This is a genomic window from Aquimarina aquimarini (genome assembly GCF_900299535.1).
In the GTDB taxonomy this organism is placed as follows: Bacteria; Bacteroidota; Bacteroidia; order Flavobacteriales; family Flavobacteriaceae; genus Aquimarina; species Aquimarina aquimarini.
Genome location: NZ_OMKE01000007.1, coordinates 79,287 through 96,412, shown reverse-complemented (window position 1 = coordinate 96,412; position 17,126 = coordinate 79,287). Strand labels below are relative to the sequence as shown.

Genomic DNA, 17,126 nt, shown 5'->3' with positions numbered 1-17,126 from the left:
TGTAATAATTAAGCGTTAACTCCTTTAGCAGCAGCAATTACTTCTTCTGAAATATTAGAAGGAGTTTCTGCATAGTGAGAGAATTCCATTGTAGACGTTGCTCTACCAGATGACAATGTTCTCAATGTTGTTACATATCCAAACATTTCAGAAAGCGGAACGGTTGCCTTAACAGTCTTTGCACCTGCACGGTCACCCATATCACTTACTTGCCCTCTACGTCGATTAAGATCACCTACGATATCACCCATATTTTCCTCAGGAGTGATAACTTCTAACTTCATAATCGGCTCCATAATCACGGCTTTAGCAGCTTTTGCTGAATTCTTAAAACCTAATTTAGCAGCTAATTCGAAAGATAATTGATCCGAATCCACATCGTGATAAGAACCATCTTTCAAAGTTACTTTTACAGAATCAACTTCGTATCCAGCTAATGGACCATTTTGCATTGCCATTTTAAATCCTTTCTCAATAGAAGGTATAAATTCCTTAGGTACATTACCTCCTTTGATTGTAGATTCAAATTGAAGCCCTTCATGTCCTTCATCTGCAGGCTCAATAGTAAACACGATATCCGCGAACTTACCACGACCACCAGATTGCTTCTTATAAACCTCTCTGTGATCTGCTACAGCAGTAATAGCTTCTTTATACTCAACCTGTGGCTGACCTTGATTAACTTCTACCTTAAACTCACGCCTTAAACGATCTACAATAATATCTAAGTGAAGCTCTCCCATTCCTGATATAATAGTTTGCCCAGAAGATTCATCTGTTCTAACAGTAAATGTTGGATCTTCTTCTGCCAATTTAGCCAAAGACATCCCTAATTTATCTACATCAGCTTTAGTTTTTGGCTCCACCGCAATACCAATTACTGGATCAGGGAAATCCATTGATTCTAAAACAATAGGATTCTTTTCATCAGTCATGGTGTCTCCAGTTTTAATATCCTTAAAACCAACAGCTGCACCAATATCACCAGCCTCTATATATTCTATTGCATTTTGCTTATTAGAATGCATCTGATAAATACGAGAAATACGTTCTTTTTTCCCTGAACGGTTATTCAAAATATAAGAACCTGCATTTAAACGACCAGAATATGCTCTAAAGAAAGCCAACCTTCCTACAAAAGGATCTGTTGCAATCTTAAATGCTAATGCCGAAAACGGTTCTTTCACATCTGGTTTACGCAATTCTTCCTCATCTGTATTTGGGTTTATCCCTACAATACCATCTTTATCAGTTGGTGAAGGTAAATAACGACATACAGCATCTAACAGAAACTGAACTCCTTTATTCTTAAACGCAGAACCACATATCATAGGAATAATAGACATATCCATTACAGCAGCACGAAGAGCAGCATGCACTTCTTCTTCAGTAATAGAATCCTCATCTTCCATGAATTTTTCAAGCAAATTCTCATCATAGGCAGCAACCTCTTCAATAAGTTTACCACGTAGTTCTTTTGCCTCTTCCTTAAGTTCTTCAGGAATATCAACAATATCAAAAGTAGACCCTTGTGTTTCATCATGCCAAACTATAGCACGATTCTTAACTAAATCTACAATTCCTTTAAAGTCTGCTTCATCACCTATATTCATAACGATAGGAACCGCATTAGACCCTAACATATCTTTTACCTGTTGGCATACTGCCATAAAATTAGATCCTTGACGGTCCATTTTATTAACAAATCCAATTCTTGGCACTTTATAGTTATCAGCAAGCCTCCAGTTAGTCTCTGATTGCGGTTCTACCCCATCAACAGCACTAAACAAGAAAACCAACCCATCTAACACTCTCAACGAACGATTTACCTCTACAGTAAAATCAACGTGACCTGGTGTATCAATAATATTAAAGTGATATCCTTTTGTATCATCTACAGGCTTACCATTCTCAGTTGGGAATTTCCACTCACAAGTTGTAGCAGCAGAAGTAATAGTAATACCACGTTCTTGCTCTTGCTCCATCCAGTCCATTGTAGCAGCACCATCATGCACTTCTCCAATTTTATGACTTACTCCCGTATAATAAAGAATACGCTCTGTAGTTGTAGTTTTTCCTGCATCAATATGTGCAGCAATACCTATATTTCTAGTATATTTTAAATCTCTAGCCATTTCTTAATGATTAAAATCTAAAGTGTGAGAATGCTTTATTTGCTTCAGCCATCTTATGAGTGTCTACTCTTTTCTTAACAGCAGCTCCTTCTTCTTTTTCTGCAGCTATAATTTCTGCAGCAAGTTTTTGAGCCATGGACTTCTCATTTCTTTTTCGTGAAAACTGAATCAACCACTTCATAGCAGTAGATATTTTACGATCTGGCCTGATTGGGTTAGGAATCTGAAAAGTAGCTCCTCCAACACGACGACTTCGTACTTCTACGTGAGGCATCACATTAGACAATGCGTCTTTCCACATTTCTAAAGCTGTTTTCTCTTCATTTTGTTTTTTCTCTTCTACAATATCTATAGCATCATAGAATATTCTGAAAGCAGTCGATTTTTTACCATCCCACATCATCATGTTTACAAAACGAGTCACTAATTGATCGTTAAAACGTGGATCTGGCAAAATCGGTCTTTTTTTAGCCTTTCTTTTTCTCATGTCTTATTCTTAAAGTTTTTTTAATTACTTCTTAGGGCGTTTTGCACCATACTTAGATCTACGCTGCGTTCTTCCTTCAACACCAGCGGTGTCTAAGGCTCCACGAACAATGTGATATCTAACTCCTGGTAAATCTTTTACCCTTCCACCTCTAACTAATACTATCGAGTGCTCCTGGAGATTGTGACCTTCACCACCGATATACGCATTTACCTCTTTACCATTTGTTAATCTAACACGAGCTACTTTACGCATAGCTGAGTTAGGTTTTTTTGGTGTAGTGGTATAAACACGCGTACAAACACCGCGGCGTTGCGGGCACGAATCCAAAGCAGCCGATTTACTCTTCTTAGTTATTTTGGCTCTACCTTTTCTTACTAATTGTGAAATTGTTGGCATAATTTGCTTTACACTATATATTAAAAATTTTAAATTTTCCCATTTTAAAGGGGGTGCAAAGGTAGAAATATTTTCCAGCAAATCAAATCCTAAGAGATTAATTTTTATATATTTAAACAACAGCTTTAAATCAACTAGACCAAAAGACATTTATTTATCATAAAAAATTCAAAAAAAACACTAAAACACATTTCAATAAAAACAACTTCGAACCATTACCTTCTCATGAAAACTTAGACACATGCACCACCTAACAAAGACACTAAACTTAAACACTAAATCACCCCAAAACAATAACCTAAAAACAACACTTCATTAATTTAACATAAAATTCACAAGAAAAAAATATTTTTTTTGTAGCTATAATCAATCATAAACTCTCTCTATTATCAGTGATAAAAAAATCTCAAAAGAAACATTAAAGAAACAATTCACTATCTGACACTTACCTTTTATTCAAGCAATAAAAACACAACCCTCTAATCCATATTTTAACACCATATAATTTAAGCACAGAGCTATGCTTCAATTTTAAATTTTAATGGTAAAAAGTTGTTTTATAAAGATATTATTATGATTTTTGGAACTGGCTAATTCAAATAAATTGTAAAATGAGAACAAAGTTTAGTGGAATTCTAACGCTACTACTAGCGTTTGTTGTGCAATTCACTTTTGCACAAGAAAAAACGATTTCAGGAACTGTAACCGATGATAAAGGGTTACCTCTTCCTGGAGTTAATGTTGTTGTAAAATCTACAGCAAACGGAACTCAAACCGATTTTGATGGTAACTATACTCTTACTGCGAACAGAGGAGCTGTATTATCATTTAGTTATGTTGGTTTTGAGACAAAAGATGTCGTTATTGGGGATAACACCTCAATAAACATTCGATTAGCAGCTTCAGCTTCTGAATTGGAAGAAGTTGTCGTTACTGCACAAGGGATAAAGGCAAAACCAAAATCCCTAAGTTACGCTATCGCAACAGTGGCAGATGATGAAATTGAAAACTCAGGAGAAGTAAACCTTGTAAGCTCTCTTACAGCAAAAGCCCCAGGGGTTTCTGTAGTTAGTTCTTCTGGTTCTGTTGGTGCATCTGCAAACATCAGAATTCGAGGAAATACTTCTATCACAAGAAGTAACTCTCCTCTTTTCATTGTTGATGGTGTTCCTATTGATAACTCTAGTGTTGGTAATGCAACAAATGGTGTTGACCAATCAAATAGAGCTATTGATATTAACCAAAATGATATTGCAAGCATATCTATACTTAAAGGTATTGCTGCACAAACCCTTTATGGTCTAAGAGCTGCAAATGGTGTTGTAATCATTACTACTAAGAAAGGTAAAACAGGAGCTCCAACTGTATCGGTTAGTTCTACTGTTCAGATGAGTGAAATAACACAAGTCCCAGAACTTCAAAGAGAATTTGCGCAAGGTGCAAATGGAGTATATAGAGGACCTGAATCTTTTAACGGCCCTAGTTGGGGACCTAGAGTTTCTACTTTAGAGTATGATGGAGATTCTAGCTATCCTTTCCACAGATTTGGTGCACTTGTTCCTACTGGAGATGGTAATGGAAGAGCTGCCGAAACATATGATCATTATGATTTCTTTGTAAAAGGTTTATTAACTGATCTGAACGTATCTGTAAGAGGTGGAACAGAAAGTGTAAGATATTATCTATCTGCTGGAAAACTTGATCAAACAGGAGTTGCTCCAACAGAAGAGTTTGGAAAAAACTCTTTTAGAGCTGACATAACTGCTGATCTTTCTGATAAATTTGAAATATCTGCAAGTGGTTCATTTGTAAATTCAGGTGGTGTAAGAGTACAAAGAGGTTCTAATATATCTGGTATTATGCTAGGTTTATTAAGAACTACACCAACTTTTGACAATGGTAATGGATTAACAGGAAGAAGTGCTGTTGGAGTTACTGATGTTTACGAACTTAGTGATGGTTCACAAAGAAGTTATAGAGCTGGTGTATATGACAACCCATACTGGACTGTTTCTAAAAACCCTGCTACTGATGATGTTAATAGGTTTACAGGTAGATTTTCTTTTGAGTACAGACCAATGGATTGGTTAACACTACAAGGTAGATATGCTTATGACAGATATAGTGACGTAAGAAAATCAGCATTTGATTTAAATTCTGCTTCTAACCGTACAGGTCGTGTATTTGACGATGCTGTTTTCAACGAAGATATCACAGCTAACTTTTTAGCTTTATTCAATAAAGATATTTCAGAAAAACTAACATTCAATGGTTTATTAGGATATGAAAACTATTCTAATGATTACCTTAGAAGAAATGTACAGGCTGATGGTCTTACTATCCCTGGATTCTTTGATGTATCAAACTCATCTACTCAAATAAATGATGTAGATATTTTCAGAAAGAAAACAGATGCTGTTTTTGGAGAACTTAAGTTTGGTTACAATGACACTTTCTTTGTTACGGGTAGAGCTAGAAATGACTGGTCTTCTACACTTCCTGTAGACAGCAATGACTTCTTATCATATAGTGTGGGTGCAAGTTTTGTACTTAGTGAGCTTTATGAAAGTGACATAGTAAACTATAGTAAGTTAAGAGCTTCTTATGGTAAAACTGGTAATGACGCTCCTATCTATGCATCAAAAACGTTTTTTGAAGCTGGTGAAGCTGGAGGTGATGGTTTTATAAATGGTAGTCCTAACACCTTCCCTCTATTTGGAGCTGTTGCTTTAGAAAGAGATGGAGAATCTGGAAGTAATCAAATTCAACCTGAAGAAACAACTGAATTAGAAGTTGGTGGAGAATTGAAATTTTTTAATTCAAGAGTAGGTTTAGATTTAACTTACTATACCAAAGAGACAACAGGGCAAGTTTTTGCAGTAGACGTTGCTCCATCTTCAGGATTTAACGGGCGAAACACTAATGTTGGTAAGATTGAAAACAAAGGTTTTGAAATAGGCGCCAACTTTAACCCTGTTCGTACAGATGATTTCTCATGGAATATTGATGTAAACTGGACCTCATATACTACTGAGGTAGTTGAATTAGCTCCTGGAGTAGAATCATTTACCCTTGCTGGATTTACATCTACATCTTCTAGAGTATTACCAGGAGAATCTTATGGTGCTATTTTTGGTAACAAATGGTTAAGAGATGATAGTGGTAATATCCAAATTGATGACAAAGGTTTCCCTATTGTTGATCCACAATCAGGTGTAATTGGAGATCCAATCCCAGATTGGCAAGCGGGTATAAGAAACACTGTATCTTATAAAAACTTATCTTTATCTTTCTTATTTGATATTAGAGAAGGTGGAGATATCTGGTGTGGTACTTGTGGTATCTTAGATTTCTTTGGAGTTTCTCAAGAAACCGCTGATCAAAGAGAAATTACTGATTATGTATTTGATGGTGTTGTACAATCAACTGGGCAACCAAATACTCGTGCTGTTGCTCTAGCAGATAATGCTACAGGAGTAAACAGATGGACTAAATATGGTTTTGGTGGTGTATCAGAAGATAATGTATATGATGGTTCATGGGTACGTTTAAGAGAAGCTTCATTATCTTATAATTTTGGAGATAAATTATTAAATGGAACTCCTATTACTTCTGGTTCATTAACAGTGTCTGGAAGAAACTTATGGGTAGACACTGCTTATCCTGGAGTTGACCCTGAAACCAACTTAACAGGAGATTCTAATGGTATTGGTTTAGAATACTTCAACCAGCCTAATACAAGAAGTTATGCTGTTTCACTTAAACTTAACTTTTAAAAAGTAAAAAATGAAAATATCATATAAAATCAACAAGGTTTTTATTCTCATGATGGCTACTGCAGCTATGCTAGTATCATGTGAATATGGCGACACAAATAATGATCCGTCACGTCCTACAGAAGATATAGTTCCTGTAAAGGCGATTATGCCAATTATGCAAACCCAATCTCATAGAAATATTACTGCTGGACTAGGTCGTCTATCTGGTATTATTACGCAACAATGGATAGGAGCAGATGCGCAACAGGCTGGTTATACCACCTATGTAATAGACGAAAGTGATTCAGATGCCTTTTGGGATACTGGTATTTATACTGGTTCTATGAGGGATTGTGTTCAGATCATAGAAAAGACTTCTGACATAGAAGGTGTAAATAGTAGAGGTATTGCTAAAATATACTTAGCAGCTAATCTAGGAATGGTAACAGATTGCTGGGGTGATGCTCCTTTTACTGAAGCATTTAAAGGTGAAGAAAACTTATTCCCTAAATATGACACTCAAGAATCGATTTTTGAATCAATTTTTAGATTACTTGATGAAGCTGTGGTTGATTTAGAGGCTGAAGATGCACTACCAATTCAGGGAAGTCTTGTTACCTTAACTAATGATCAATGGGCAAAAGTTGCCTATGCATTAAAAGCTCGTTATTATATCCAACGTACTAAAGTAGACACTGATGCTCATAACAAAGCATTAGCTGCCATAGCTAAAGCAATGTCAAGCAATGCCGACCAAGCTCAATTTAATTTTGAAGCTACAGTAAATGGCGGTAACCCATTAGCTCTTTTTGGTGTAGACAGACCAGAAACAATGGTGATTGACCCTAAGTTTTCTACTTTTATGGATGGAGATCCAAGAAAAAGTAAATACATGGTAAAATCAGGAACTACTGATTTATTTTATCAAAATGATAATCAAGATTTATTCTGGGGTCGTTTTGAATCTCCAAGTCTTCTTATGACTTATGCAGAATTAAAGTTTATAGAAGCTGAAGCTCTTGAACGTAAAGGTCAAGATGGTACTTCTGCCTTAAAAGCAGCAGTTGAGGCTAACATGGAATATATTGGTGTTTCTGCTCCATCTATAGCAGTTTACACTAGTGGTATAACTTTAGGAGGTTCTGAAGCTGCTGATATCGAAGCAATAATTATTGAGAAGTATAAAGCTTTGTATGGTAATACTCCTATAGAAGTATGGAATGATTATAAAAGAACTGGATATCCAAATCTAACTCCTAACTCAGAAGGTTCAAATGGTCTTAACCCATCAGGAGTAATTCCTAGAAGGTTCTTATACCCTATTTCTGAAAGAGTATCTAATCCTGATTCATATCAAGAAGCGATAACTAGACAAGGAAGTCATTTATTAGATGGTAAGACTACTGTTTTTCAATAAAAAAACAATTATAGTTCATCCATAACAAAATAAATAAATGCAGTGTTAACTGCTCAGTAATAAAAAATAAAATAAATGAAAACATTAATAAAAAGTATATTTGCCACCTCATTGATTTTATCAATGGTGTCGTGTGCTGATGATGAAGATCCAGGAGCAACTGGAACAACTGTGGGAGCAACTGTAAGGCTTGCAGAAACAGAAATCTCAACATTTGATATAAATGAAGAATTAACATTGAATTTAACTGGTGATGCTCAAATCACTACTATCTCTATTGTTAAAAAAGGGCAAAATCACCCAGATGACAACGCACCGTTTTCAAGTGACGAAAGTATTGGAAATGCAACCGTGTCTGGAGATGTTGCAACTTTTAACACTTCTTCATTATTGCCTTTTGTATTCCCTGGAAAAACAGACGGAACAACAGCTTCCTCTGGTAGTTTCCCCCTTGATTTCTTATATGAGGGAGGTTCTATTTCTCCAGCGGTAGCTGAGCAAATTTTGACTGTTAATAAGGTTATTAATATAACCGAAGAAGTTTCTGCTATAAAGCATAAGGATACTGCTTCTGATAACATTATTAAATATGTTGCTAAGACAGCAGGTGCTACTATAGATGGCATCACAGTAACTTGGAAGAATGGTTCTGCAGGTGCAGAAACAGATATCTCTTCAGAATTTGCTATAGCATCTGGAGAAATTGATTTAAAAGACAGAGCATATATCAATGATTATGGTCTTGCTGTTGGTGATACGTTGATCTACACATTTACAGTTACTAGTGGAACACTTAGTGATACTGCAGAAGTAGTTATCCCTATTGACCCACAACCACATAACGCAGCTGTTGGTGGGACTATAAGTAATGACCTTACTACAAATCAGCTAAGCTTATTGACAGGTGAAACTTCTATCGATGATGCCCCTTCTGGAGATATTGAATTTGATGGTACACAAGGATTTAAAGCAATTGCTAATACTGGTTACACTGTAGACATTCAATTTGTTAAGCTAGCTGCTCCTATCACAGGAGCTGCAGCATATGATGCTTACAATGATGTAGAGCAAACAAAAGCAGACTTTGATGCTGGAGCAGCGGTTACTACTGCTCAAGTGGTTAAAGATGAGATATATGTATACAAGCTAGTTAGAAACATTGGAACCGAAGCTAGCCCTGTACTTAAAGATATTTATGGTGTGATCTTAGTAGGAGACGTAACTCTTGTAAATGGAGGAACTGCTACTAGCATTGCATTATCTGCTAAAGAAAACAGCATTATAGAGTAATCAACAATCTATATACTTGAATTATTAATGAGGCTATCAAAAATGATAGCCTCATTTTTTTTTATAAAATCAACTACTAGAACTAACTCCTAATACATTATCTTTGCCAACTATGAAAAATGAATCCTTGATTTTTGGTATTAGATCAATAATAGAAGCAATTACTGCAGGCAAAACTATTGACAAATTGTTTCTTCAGAAAGGGTTACAAGGTGATCTATCTAAGGAATTAGTAACTTTGGTAAGAAAACAAAACATCACCATTACTCATGTCCCTATTGAGAAATTAAATCGCTTAACAAGAAAAAATCACCAAGGAGCTGTTGCCTACATCTCTCCTATTGATTTCTATGATTTAGAAAATCTTGTTATAAAGGTTACAGAATCAGGAGAAACTCCTTTGTTTTTGGTGCTAGACCAACTATCCGATGTTCGTAATTTTGGTGCTATTATAAGAACCGCAGAATGCACAGGAGTGCATGGTATTATTATTCAGAAAAAAGGGGGTGCTCCAGTAAGTGCAGATACAGTCAAAACTTCTGCAGGGGCCATTTACAAAATCCCTATCTGTAAAGTTGATCATATCAAAGATGCTATATTTTATCTACAAGGTTCTGGCATACAAGTGGTGGCAGCTACAGAAAAGACGAGCAGTACTATTTATGAGACGAATCTAACTCCCCCTACTGCAATTATTATGGGAAGTGAAGGCAAAGGCGTATCCCAATCGGTACTAAAACTAGTTGATCATCAAGCAAAACTACCAATGTTTGGCGATATTGGTTCTCTAAATGTGTCTGTTGCTTGTGGCGTATTCCTGTATGAAACTACAAGGCAAAGACAGTAGTTTTTTGACTACTCATTATCTTTACTTTCTTTATCTATCGGTTTATATTCATACACTACTGTAATTTGTTCCTCTGGATTTTCTTGCGTGACGTTTTCAATAAAATTACCATTCTCATCAAAGTGTTTTAAAAACTCATCATCTTCAGGGTTATAATTTTCAGATTCCCATGTGTATCGCTCAGGTTGAACCACTCCTTTTTTAATCACAAAGGCTAATACGATACCAGATATAAGTCCCGATAAGTGTCCTTCCCAAGAAATCTTAGGATCAATTGGCAGTACATACATAACCATACTACCATACACAAACACTACTACAAAAGACAATGCTATCAACCGAAAGTGCTTAGCCAATATCCCTTTAAAAAAAAGAAATCCAAATAGCATATAAATGATACCACTAGCTCCTATATGATTTGCAGGTCTCCCCAACAACCAGGTTAAAAAACCTGTCATAACAAAACCTATCAAAATAACTTTCCATGCATTCTTTTGATAAAAAAAGAATAATGCAGCTGATAATATTAAAAGTGGCAATGTATTATGCCATAAATGTGTTATATCTGAATGAATAAAAGGAGACAAAATAATACCTCTCATCCCCACCACTGTTCTTGGATATACCCCAAAACTATTAAAATCAACACCAAATCTAATCTCAAACCAAAAGACTACCCAAATTAATAAAACGAATAATAATGGGTATCCTACTACACCTGTACTAAATTCAAAATGAGTATTTTCTTCTTGCATAACATCAAAATCATATCAAAAAAAAGTCCAAAATATAAAGTTCAGCTAAAATGACAGGTTGTTATCATTTATAAACTGGATCTTTAAAACTAATAGTCGTAACTATACACTCATAATAACTTCTTTTATGATTGATTTATTTCCTACAAATAAATTCAATGAAGCTTTGTAACTTTACATTTACAAAATAATCTTGTACAATCTTTTGATTACTTATAGCTCCTATAATACTAATCAAATTAAAATAACAATTGTAAATGAATACAAACAAGCCTTTAGCAGAAAGAATTCGCCCATTATCTTTGGAGCAGTACTTGAGTCAGGAGCACCTTATTGGCACTAATGGATCATTAACACAGCAAATCAAAAAAGGGATTATTCCTTCTCTTATACTTTGGGGCCCTCCTGGGGTAGGAAAAACAACACTGGCAAATATCATTGCTACCGAATCAGGAAGACCTTTCTATACGCTAAGCGCCATCAATAGCGGTGTAAAAGATGTAAGAGAGGTTATTGATAAGGCCAAACAAAGCGGAGGTTTATTTACTACCAAAAATCCTATTTTGTTTATTGATGAAATTCATCGTTTTAGTAAATCACAACAAGATTCGCTATTAGGTGCCGTAGAAAAAGGTTGGGTTACTCTTATTGGTGCAACTACAGAAAATCCTAGTTTTGAAGTTATCCCTGCATTATTATCGCGTTGTCAAGTATACACACTTAACCCTTTTGGCAAAAAGGAGCTAGAAGCTTTGTTAGAAAGAGCAATGCAAGAAGATGAATTTCTGAAATCAAAAAAAATAGAACTAAAAGAAACTGAATCTATATTAAAACTAAGTGGTGGAGATGCGCGTAAACTGCTTAATATTTTTGAATTGATCGTTTCTAGCCACGATCAAGAGCCTATAGTCATAACCAATGATGTGGTGACAAAACTAGTACAGCAAAACACTGTGCGATATGACAAAACTGGAGAACAACATTATGATATTATTTCTGCATTTATCAAATCAATTAGAGGTAGCGACCCTAATGCTGCTGTTTATTGGCTTGCCAGAATGATTGAAGGCGGTGAAGATCTAAAATTTATAGCCAGAAGATTAATTATATTAGCCTCTGAAGATATCGGAAATGCAAACCCTACAGCGTTGATCTTAGCCAATAATTCTTTTCAGGCAGTTAATACTATTGGATACCCAGAAGCTAGAATCATATTGAGCCAATGTGCTGTTTATCTTGCCTCTTCACCTAAGAGCAATGCTTCTTACATGGCTATTAATCATGCACAACAATTAGTAAAACAAACTGGGGATTTATCTGTGCCATTACATATAAGAAATGCTCCTACTAAACTGATGAAAGAATTAGGGTATGGTGAAGATTACAAATATGCACATAATCATAAGGATAATTTTGCAAAACAGGAGTTTCTTCCTGATGAAATCATAAACACTAAACTATTTGACCCAGGAGATAATCAGCGCGAGCATTCGTTAAGAACTTTTCTTAAATCCAGATGGGGTGACAAATACGGCTATTAATTAGTTTAATTATACAGACAGCCATAACTTTATTACTGCCTAGCAAATGTATCTGTAACCAACTTATTAGTTACAGGATTGATGCGCTCTAGGACAAAATTACCGTATCCATCAAAATAGCCATTACCACTTAATTCTCCAGCTTTTACGATATAACTTTTTCCACTAGTCGATTTATAGATTTTACCTACAGACATCTTTTCTTGTTCTTTTTTAAACATCTCATATCCATATTCTTGTTTTTCAAAGATGAAATTGACTTCGTTAAACAAATATTCGATCGACTTATTTGTTGGTGTAGATAATTGCACCGCTTCTTTTACTTTACCCTCTGATACAGTTATAGGTTCTTTCTTTGACACCTCTTCCTGCTTACTCTGCACAAAAGTATAATTTAATGTTTTTACATCTTTAAAAGCATTCCTAAGTGCCTGATGATATGCTGGTTTAAACTCTTTTTCTCTACTTTTACCTTCTGTAGAAGCAAACACAACTGCACCATTACAATCAATCAATTCTACAATAAGCCTAGTCTGAAATACACTTGGTTTTTTTACTACATTCGCTCGCAATGCTTTACATCCATTATTTTTTAAATCCTCAGGATATTCTGCCATATTCATAAAAGCTTTAAAACCATATTTCTCAAATAAAAATTTGGTCAATGAATTTAGCTGATACTGATCATTCTTTTTAAGAAAACTATAACTCTCTGGTACAACAATATATTCATACTCATTAATACTTTTTTGAGCACTACTACTCAATGTTGAAATAAAAACAACCCCTAAAAACAAATTACGTAACATACAATCATTTTATATCATTAAAATCAAACCGTAGTTATACTCTTATATCATTTCTTCATTTGAATTTATTAAAGTTCAAAATAAGAACTAGCATTACTACCTATGCAAGATTAGTATTTTCTATTAAAATATAAGTCGAAATATAAAAATTAATTTTGTCATACTAAAAGGTGTCACAAAATACACCTCTATAAATCATCACAAAAAAGGTAGGTAGTCATATAAAAATCAAAGGTAATTTTTAATATCTTCTAATGTAGCAACTTGAATATTTTGTGAAGGTAATTTTTCTTTATGATAATTAAAACATATTGTTTTTAATCCAACCGCTTCTGCTCCCAATATATCTGCTTCATAATTATCTCCTATCATTACACTATGATTAGATACTGCTCCAGATTTTAATATTGCTTTTTCAAAAATAAAAGGATTTGGCTTTTTCACCCCTGCCTCTTCGCTATCTGTCACTGTTTTAAAAAAATGTAAAATCCCAGAGTTTAATAATTTCTTATTCTGAACTTCTTTAAATCCATTGGTAATAATATGTAAATCATATCTTGGAGTAAGATAATCTAATAAATCTTTTGCTCCATCTATCAAATAATTATGAAGTGGCAAAAAATCAATATAACCACTAGACATTGCATCTATGGTCTCTACAGGATATTTTTTTTCAAAAAAGGAAAACGTTTCAGAAAGGCGACCTCTTCTAAGCTCTTGTTGATTAACCTTTTCTTCTCTATACAATTTCCAATACTGCATATTAATAGGTTGATAAACTTTTAAAAAATCTCCTAACTGAATATCAATATTAAATTTTTCAAAAATCATTTGAAATGCTAGGGAAGAATTCTTATCAAAGTCCCAAAGTGTATGATCTAGATCAAAAAAAACATGTTTGATTATATTACTCATCTTCTATAGTCCAAATAAATTCTAAAATTGATTTCCAAAAAGATTCATTATGTGAATCGCTATATAAGGTATTACTAAAAACAGGAATAAAGGTACCATTTACCTTTTTAATCTTTTTTATATAGTCGCCTATTTCTTTTTTTACTGATATCTCATCCCCTACATCTTCTCTGTCTTCTTCCCCCAAATATGCATAACAAAAAGAATATACTATTAATGGAGTTTGTACTTCGTAATCCAAATCATAAAACATAAAAGGTGAACAGGTACCTGCACGAAATCCAGCATATCCAGCATACCCCATTGAGTAATCTTCTCCAATTTCTAATTCTATAAAATTACGATACGCTTCTGGTAGTTTTATTTTGAAAAAAGAACACAGGGAATATTGTAGCCGTCGATTCACAATATTCTCTATTCGCAGCTTTTCCTTTTTCAGCAGAACCATATCAGAAATAGCCGCATAGGAAACTTTTAGTCCTACATCAAGATAATCAGCTATATGCTTTATAATCTTATGATGCTGCAAACGGTTGTATCCTACATTTTTATCATACTTAGAATAATCACCTAGCCCAATTAAGACTTTGGTTTTTCTTTTTCTTTTTTTTTGTAGCCCAATTATAAAATCAAATGTGTCATACGGATCTTTTTGCAACCCTATAATTACTTTTATTCTATCTGTAAGTTCTTCAAACTGTAGTTTCCATAAATCTCTAAACCCTCCTCCTATTGACCTTAGGATCCCTTTATTTCTATAAGCAAAGGTTTGGCTTACTGAAATAACTGGTTTTATCGAGAATTTTTTTTCTTGAAATTTAAGACCTGGGTATTTCTCTAAAAGTACTTTTTTGAATTTATGAGCCCATATATCTACTACAGGATCTTTTAAGAAATCATGAGTATAAGCAATACTCTCTATTGCAGGAAAACGACCTATAGTATCTTTTACATGAGGCAGGTACTCTTCATATCTTGTTAATAGATAAAAGGTCGCCGCAAAAATATCAAAAGGCAATGCTGATTCAGTATGTTTAACATCAAAAAAGCATTTTGTATCTTCCCATTGAGTCACTTCTATATCTACATCATTTAACCCATGCTCAAAAAGCAATTCTACACTTTGAAAATAAAGTTCCTTTCCTAATGGTTGCTTACCATAAGAAAACTTAGGACCATCATGGGCAATAAACGGTTCTATTTTTGAAACCAAATCTACATCTAACCCTAAAATACGTTTGCAAATTTGTTTAAAGGTATATAATACTCTGGGAGTAACTTTTTGTACATGAACTAATAGCATATTTGTGTTCTAGGATTACATCTTATAGCTTCTATTTCTCATTTTATTAATCAAAACAGGAATATAGATACTATAATATAGATTCATCTGCAAAGCTAAAATAACTATTTTCTGTAATAACAAGGTGATCAAATAATTTGATATCCAAAGTTTGCCCTGCCAGCTTTAGCCTTTGGGTTAAAATTTTATCTGATTGACTTGGGTGCAGTACTCCACTAGGATGATTATGACCAATTATAATTCCTACAGCTCCACATTCTAATGCTAATTTATAAACAATTCTTAAATCTACAGAGGTTTCTGTCTTACCACCTATACTGATTTGTTTTTTCTGAATTACTTTGTTTGCATTATTTAGAAACAACACCCAAAATTCTTCATGCTGAAGATCTCCTATAACAGGTCTTAAAAGATTAAACGCATCTTTACTACAAGTAATTTTTGGTATCGTCATAGAGATCTCATCTCTTCTTCTTCTTCCTAATTCTAATCCAGCTACAATGGTTATAGCTTTTGCTTTACCAATTCCTTTGAAACGCATTAGCTGTTTGACCGATAATTTACCTAATCTATTAATCTTATGATCTACACTAGCTAACATACGCTTGCTTAATGCTACTGCACTCTCTTCTCGATTACCTGAACCTATTAATATAGCCAACAACTCTGCATCGGTAAGTGTATTCTTCCCTTTAGCGTCTAATTTCTCTCTTGGACGATCATTTTCATCCCATTCCTTGATCGAAAACGAAGCACTTATCTCACTCATACAACTAATTTACAATTAAAAATAATTAAAATATCAAAGCAATAAGAGCAAACTATTCACCTCAAAAACAACTACTTATTACACTATAAATATATCAACAATAGTACAAGAATTGTTATCCTAAGCCATTATTTTATCACATATATTTGTTTGAAAATGAAAGTTTTACTATATTTGAGCACCCTTAATCCAAAAATGAATATTTTAACACCTTCAAATTAACCTATTTATGAAGAATATTTTTACTTTCGTTTTACTTCTTGCAACCATTAGTTTTTATGGGCAAGATAAAAAGATATCATTTCTTAATTTAGTAGGAAATAACATACAAGTACCTAAAGGATGTCAAGCACAATCTGAATATGAAATGCAAGCTTGTGATGGAACATCTATAAAGTGGGATTATTATACTGATGACATGTTATCTGCAGTATTTGATGCTACAATAAGTGCATTTGCAGAGAGTAACACTTCAAAAACAGAAGTAGTATTTACTTCATTCGGTTCTCAACTAAAAGGATATAAATTTAAGATGGGAACAACCTTTCAGTATTTTTTAAGGGGAACAATAAAAGACCAACCTTTAATGATTAATCTAGGTACACCAAAAGATATTGGTAGTAACGATGATCTAGATGGGTTTCTTAGTCTATTTTTTGATGAAGTAAGTTAAAAAAATCATATATAAATTAAACAAAAGG

Annotated in this window: 14 protein-coding genes; 6 read left to right on the top strand and 8 right to left on the bottom strand. The window is 34.0% G+C overall.

What is annotated here, in order from left to right; translation table 11 throughout:
- Positions 1–8: 8 nt before the first annotated feature.
- The 3 genes from fusA to rpsL are packed head-to-tail and all read right to left on the bottom strand — an operon-like array spanning position 9 to position 3,021.
- Positions 9–2,135: an elongation factor G gene (fusA, locus tag DG508_RS02690; RefSeq protein ID WP_108866668.1), complete on the bottom strand. Its 2,127-nt coding sequence runs from the start codon at positions 2,133–2,135 to the stop codon at positions 9–11.
- A 10-nt stretch (positions 2,136–2,145) separates the two neighbouring features.
- Entirely contained in the window at positions 2,146–2,622 is a 477-nt protein-coding gene (gene rpsG / locus DG508_RS02685) for a 30S ribosomal protein S7 (protein ID WP_108866667.1), read from the bottom strand.
- 24 nt (positions 2,623–2,646) lie between these two features.
- A complete protein-coding gene (gene rpsL, locus DG508_RS02680; RefSeq protein WP_024770883.1) occupies positions 2,647–3,021 on the bottom strand; it encodes a 30S ribosomal protein S12 in 375 nt (124 codons plus the stop codon).
- A 611-nt stretch (positions 3,022–3,632) separates the two neighbouring features.
- Here rpsL and DG508_RS02675 point away from each other — a divergent pair.
- The 4 genes from DG508_RS02675 (at position 3,633) to rlmB (ending at position 10,333) form a co-directional block, all read left to right on the top strand.
- The gene (locus DG508_RS02675; protein ID WP_108866666.1) at positions 3,633–6,797 is read left to right on the top strand and encodes a SusC/RagA family TonB-linked outer membrane protein; all 3,165 of its coding nucleotides are present in this window, start codon (positions 3,633–3,635) and stop codon (positions 6,795–6,797) included.
- A gap of 10 nt (positions 6,798–6,807) precedes the next feature.
- Entirely contained in the window at positions 6,808–8,196 is a 1,389-nt protein-coding gene (locus DG508_RS02670; protein WP_108866665.1) for a SusD/RagB family nutrient-binding outer membrane lipoprotein, read from the top strand.
- Between the two features lie 75 nt (positions 8,197–8,271).
- Positions 8,272–9,486, top strand: a complete 1,215-nt coding sequence (locus DG508_RS02665; RefSeq protein ID WP_159090623.1) for a hypothetical protein — start codon at positions 8,272–8,274, stop codon at positions 9,484–9,486.
- Between the two features lie 112 nt (positions 9,487–9,598).
- A complete protein-coding gene (gene rlmB / locus DG508_RS02660) occupies positions 9,599–10,333 on the top strand; it encodes a 23S rRNA (guanosine(2251)-2'-O)-methyltransferase RlmB (RefSeq protein ID WP_108866663.1) in 735 nt (244 codons plus the stop codon).
- An 8-nt stretch (positions 10,334–10,341) separates the two neighbouring features.
- Here rlmB and DG508_RS02655 read toward each other — a convergent pair whose 3' ends face one another.
- Positions 10,342–11,088 (bottom strand): rhomboid family intramembrane serine protease, encoded by a 747-nt coding sequence (locus DG508_RS02655; protein ID WP_108866662.1) that lies wholly within the window; start codon positions 11,086–11,088, stop codon positions 10,342–10,344.
- A 257-nt stretch (positions 11,089–11,345) separates the two neighbouring features.
- Here DG508_RS02655 and DG508_RS02650 point away from each other — a divergent pair, with 257 nt between their 5' ends.
- Positions 11,346–12,629: a replication-associated recombination protein A gene (locus tag DG508_RS02650; RefSeq protein WP_108866661.1), complete on the top strand. Its 1,284-nt coding sequence runs from the start codon at positions 11,346–11,348 to the stop codon at positions 12,627–12,629.
- 32 nt (positions 12,630–12,661) lie between these two features.
- On the opposite strand, the gene DG508_RS02645 is transcribed toward DG508_RS02650, so the two are convergent.
- The 4 genes from DG508_RS02645 to radC form a co-directional block, all read right to left on the bottom strand.
- On the bottom strand, positions 12,662–13,438 hold the full coding sequence (locus tag DG508_RS02645; RefSeq protein ID WP_108866660.1) for a hypothetical protein: 777 nt from the start codon (positions 13,436–13,438) through the stop codon (positions 12,662–12,664).
- A 228-nt stretch (positions 13,439–13,666) separates the two neighbouring features.
- Positions 13,667–14,353: a YjjG family noncanonical pyrimidine nucleotidase gene (locus DG508_RS02640; RefSeq protein ID WP_108866659.1), complete on the bottom strand. Its 687-nt coding sequence runs from the start codon at positions 14,351–14,353 to the stop codon at positions 13,667–13,669.
- A complete protein-coding gene (locus DG508_RS02635; RefSeq protein ID WP_108866658.1) occupies positions 14,346–15,656 on the bottom strand; it encodes a DUF7033 domain-containing protein in 1,311 nt (436 codons plus the stop codon). Before DG508_RS02635 ends, DG508_RS02640 begins: the two co-directional genes overlap by 8 nt.
- 70 nt (positions 15,657–15,726) lie before the next feature.
- A complete protein-coding gene (radC, locus tag DG508_RS02630; protein WP_108866657.1) occupies positions 15,727–16,425 on the bottom strand; it encodes a RadC family protein in 699 nt (232 codons plus the stop codon).
- A gap of 229 nt (positions 16,426–16,654) precedes the next feature.
- Here radC and DG508_RS02625 point away from each other — a divergent pair, with 229 nt between their 5' ends.
- Positions 16,655–17,098, top strand: a complete 444-nt coding sequence (locus DG508_RS02625) for a hypothetical protein (RefSeq protein ID WP_103863669.1) — start codon at positions 16,655–16,657, stop codon at positions 17,096–17,098.
- Positions 17,099–17,126: the final 28 nt, after the last annotated feature.

Excerpts from the sequence above, each read along its gene's own strand:
- rlmB (WP_108866663.1), top strand. The coding sequence starts at position 9,599 with ATGAAAAATGAATCCTTGATTTTTGGTATTAGATCAATAATAGAAGCA.
- DG508_RS02675 (WP_108866666.1), top strand. The coding sequence starts at position 3,633 with ATGAGAACAAAGTTTAGTGGAATTCTAACGCTACTACTAGCGTTTGTT.
- radC (WP_108866657.1), bottom strand. The coding sequence starts at position 16,425 with ATGAGTGAGATAAGTGCTTCGTTTTCGATCAAGGAATGGGATGAAAAT.
- rpsG (WP_108866667.1), bottom strand. The coding sequence starts at position 2,622 with ATGAGAAAAAGAAAGGCTAAAAAAAGACCGATTTTGCCAGATCCACGT.
- rpsL (WP_024770883.1), bottom strand. The coding sequence starts at position 3,021 with ATGCCAACAATTTCACAATTAGTAAGAAAAGGTAGAGCCAAAATAACT.
- DG508_RS02655 (WP_108866662.1), bottom strand. The coding sequence starts at position 11,088 with ATGCAAGAAGAAAATACTCATTTTGAATTTAGTACAGGTGTAGTAGGA.
- DG508_RS02635 (WP_108866658.1), bottom strand. The coding sequence starts at position 15,656 with ATGCTATTAGTTCATGTACAAAAAGTTACTCCCAGAGTATTATATACC.
- DG508_RS02640 (WP_108866659.1), bottom strand. The coding sequence starts at position 14,353 with ATGAGTAATATAATCAAACATGTTTTTTTTGATCTAGATCATACACTT.
- DG508_RS02670 (WP_108866665.1), top strand. The coding sequence starts at position 6,808 with ATGAAAATATCATATAAAATCAACAAGGTTTTTATTCTCATGATGGCT.
- DG508_RS02645 (WP_108866660.1), bottom strand. The coding sequence starts at position 13,438 with ATGTTACGTAATTTGTTTTTAGGGGTTGTTTTTATTTCAACATTGAGT.
- DG508_RS02650 (WP_108866661.1), top strand. The coding sequence starts at position 11,346 with ATGAATACAAACAAGCCTTTAGCAGAAAGAATTCGCCCATTATCTTTG.
- DG508_RS02625 (WP_103863669.1), top strand. The coding sequence starts at position 16,655 with ATGAAGAATATTTTTACTTTCGTTTTACTTCTTGCAACCATTAGTTTT.
- fusA (WP_108866668.1), bottom strand. The coding sequence starts at position 2,135 with ATGGCTAGAGATTTAAAATATACTAGAAATATAGGTATTGCTGCACAT.
- DG508_RS02665 (WP_159090623.1), top strand. The coding sequence starts at position 8,272 with ATGAAAACATTAATAAAAAGTATATTTGCCACCTCATTGATTTTATCA.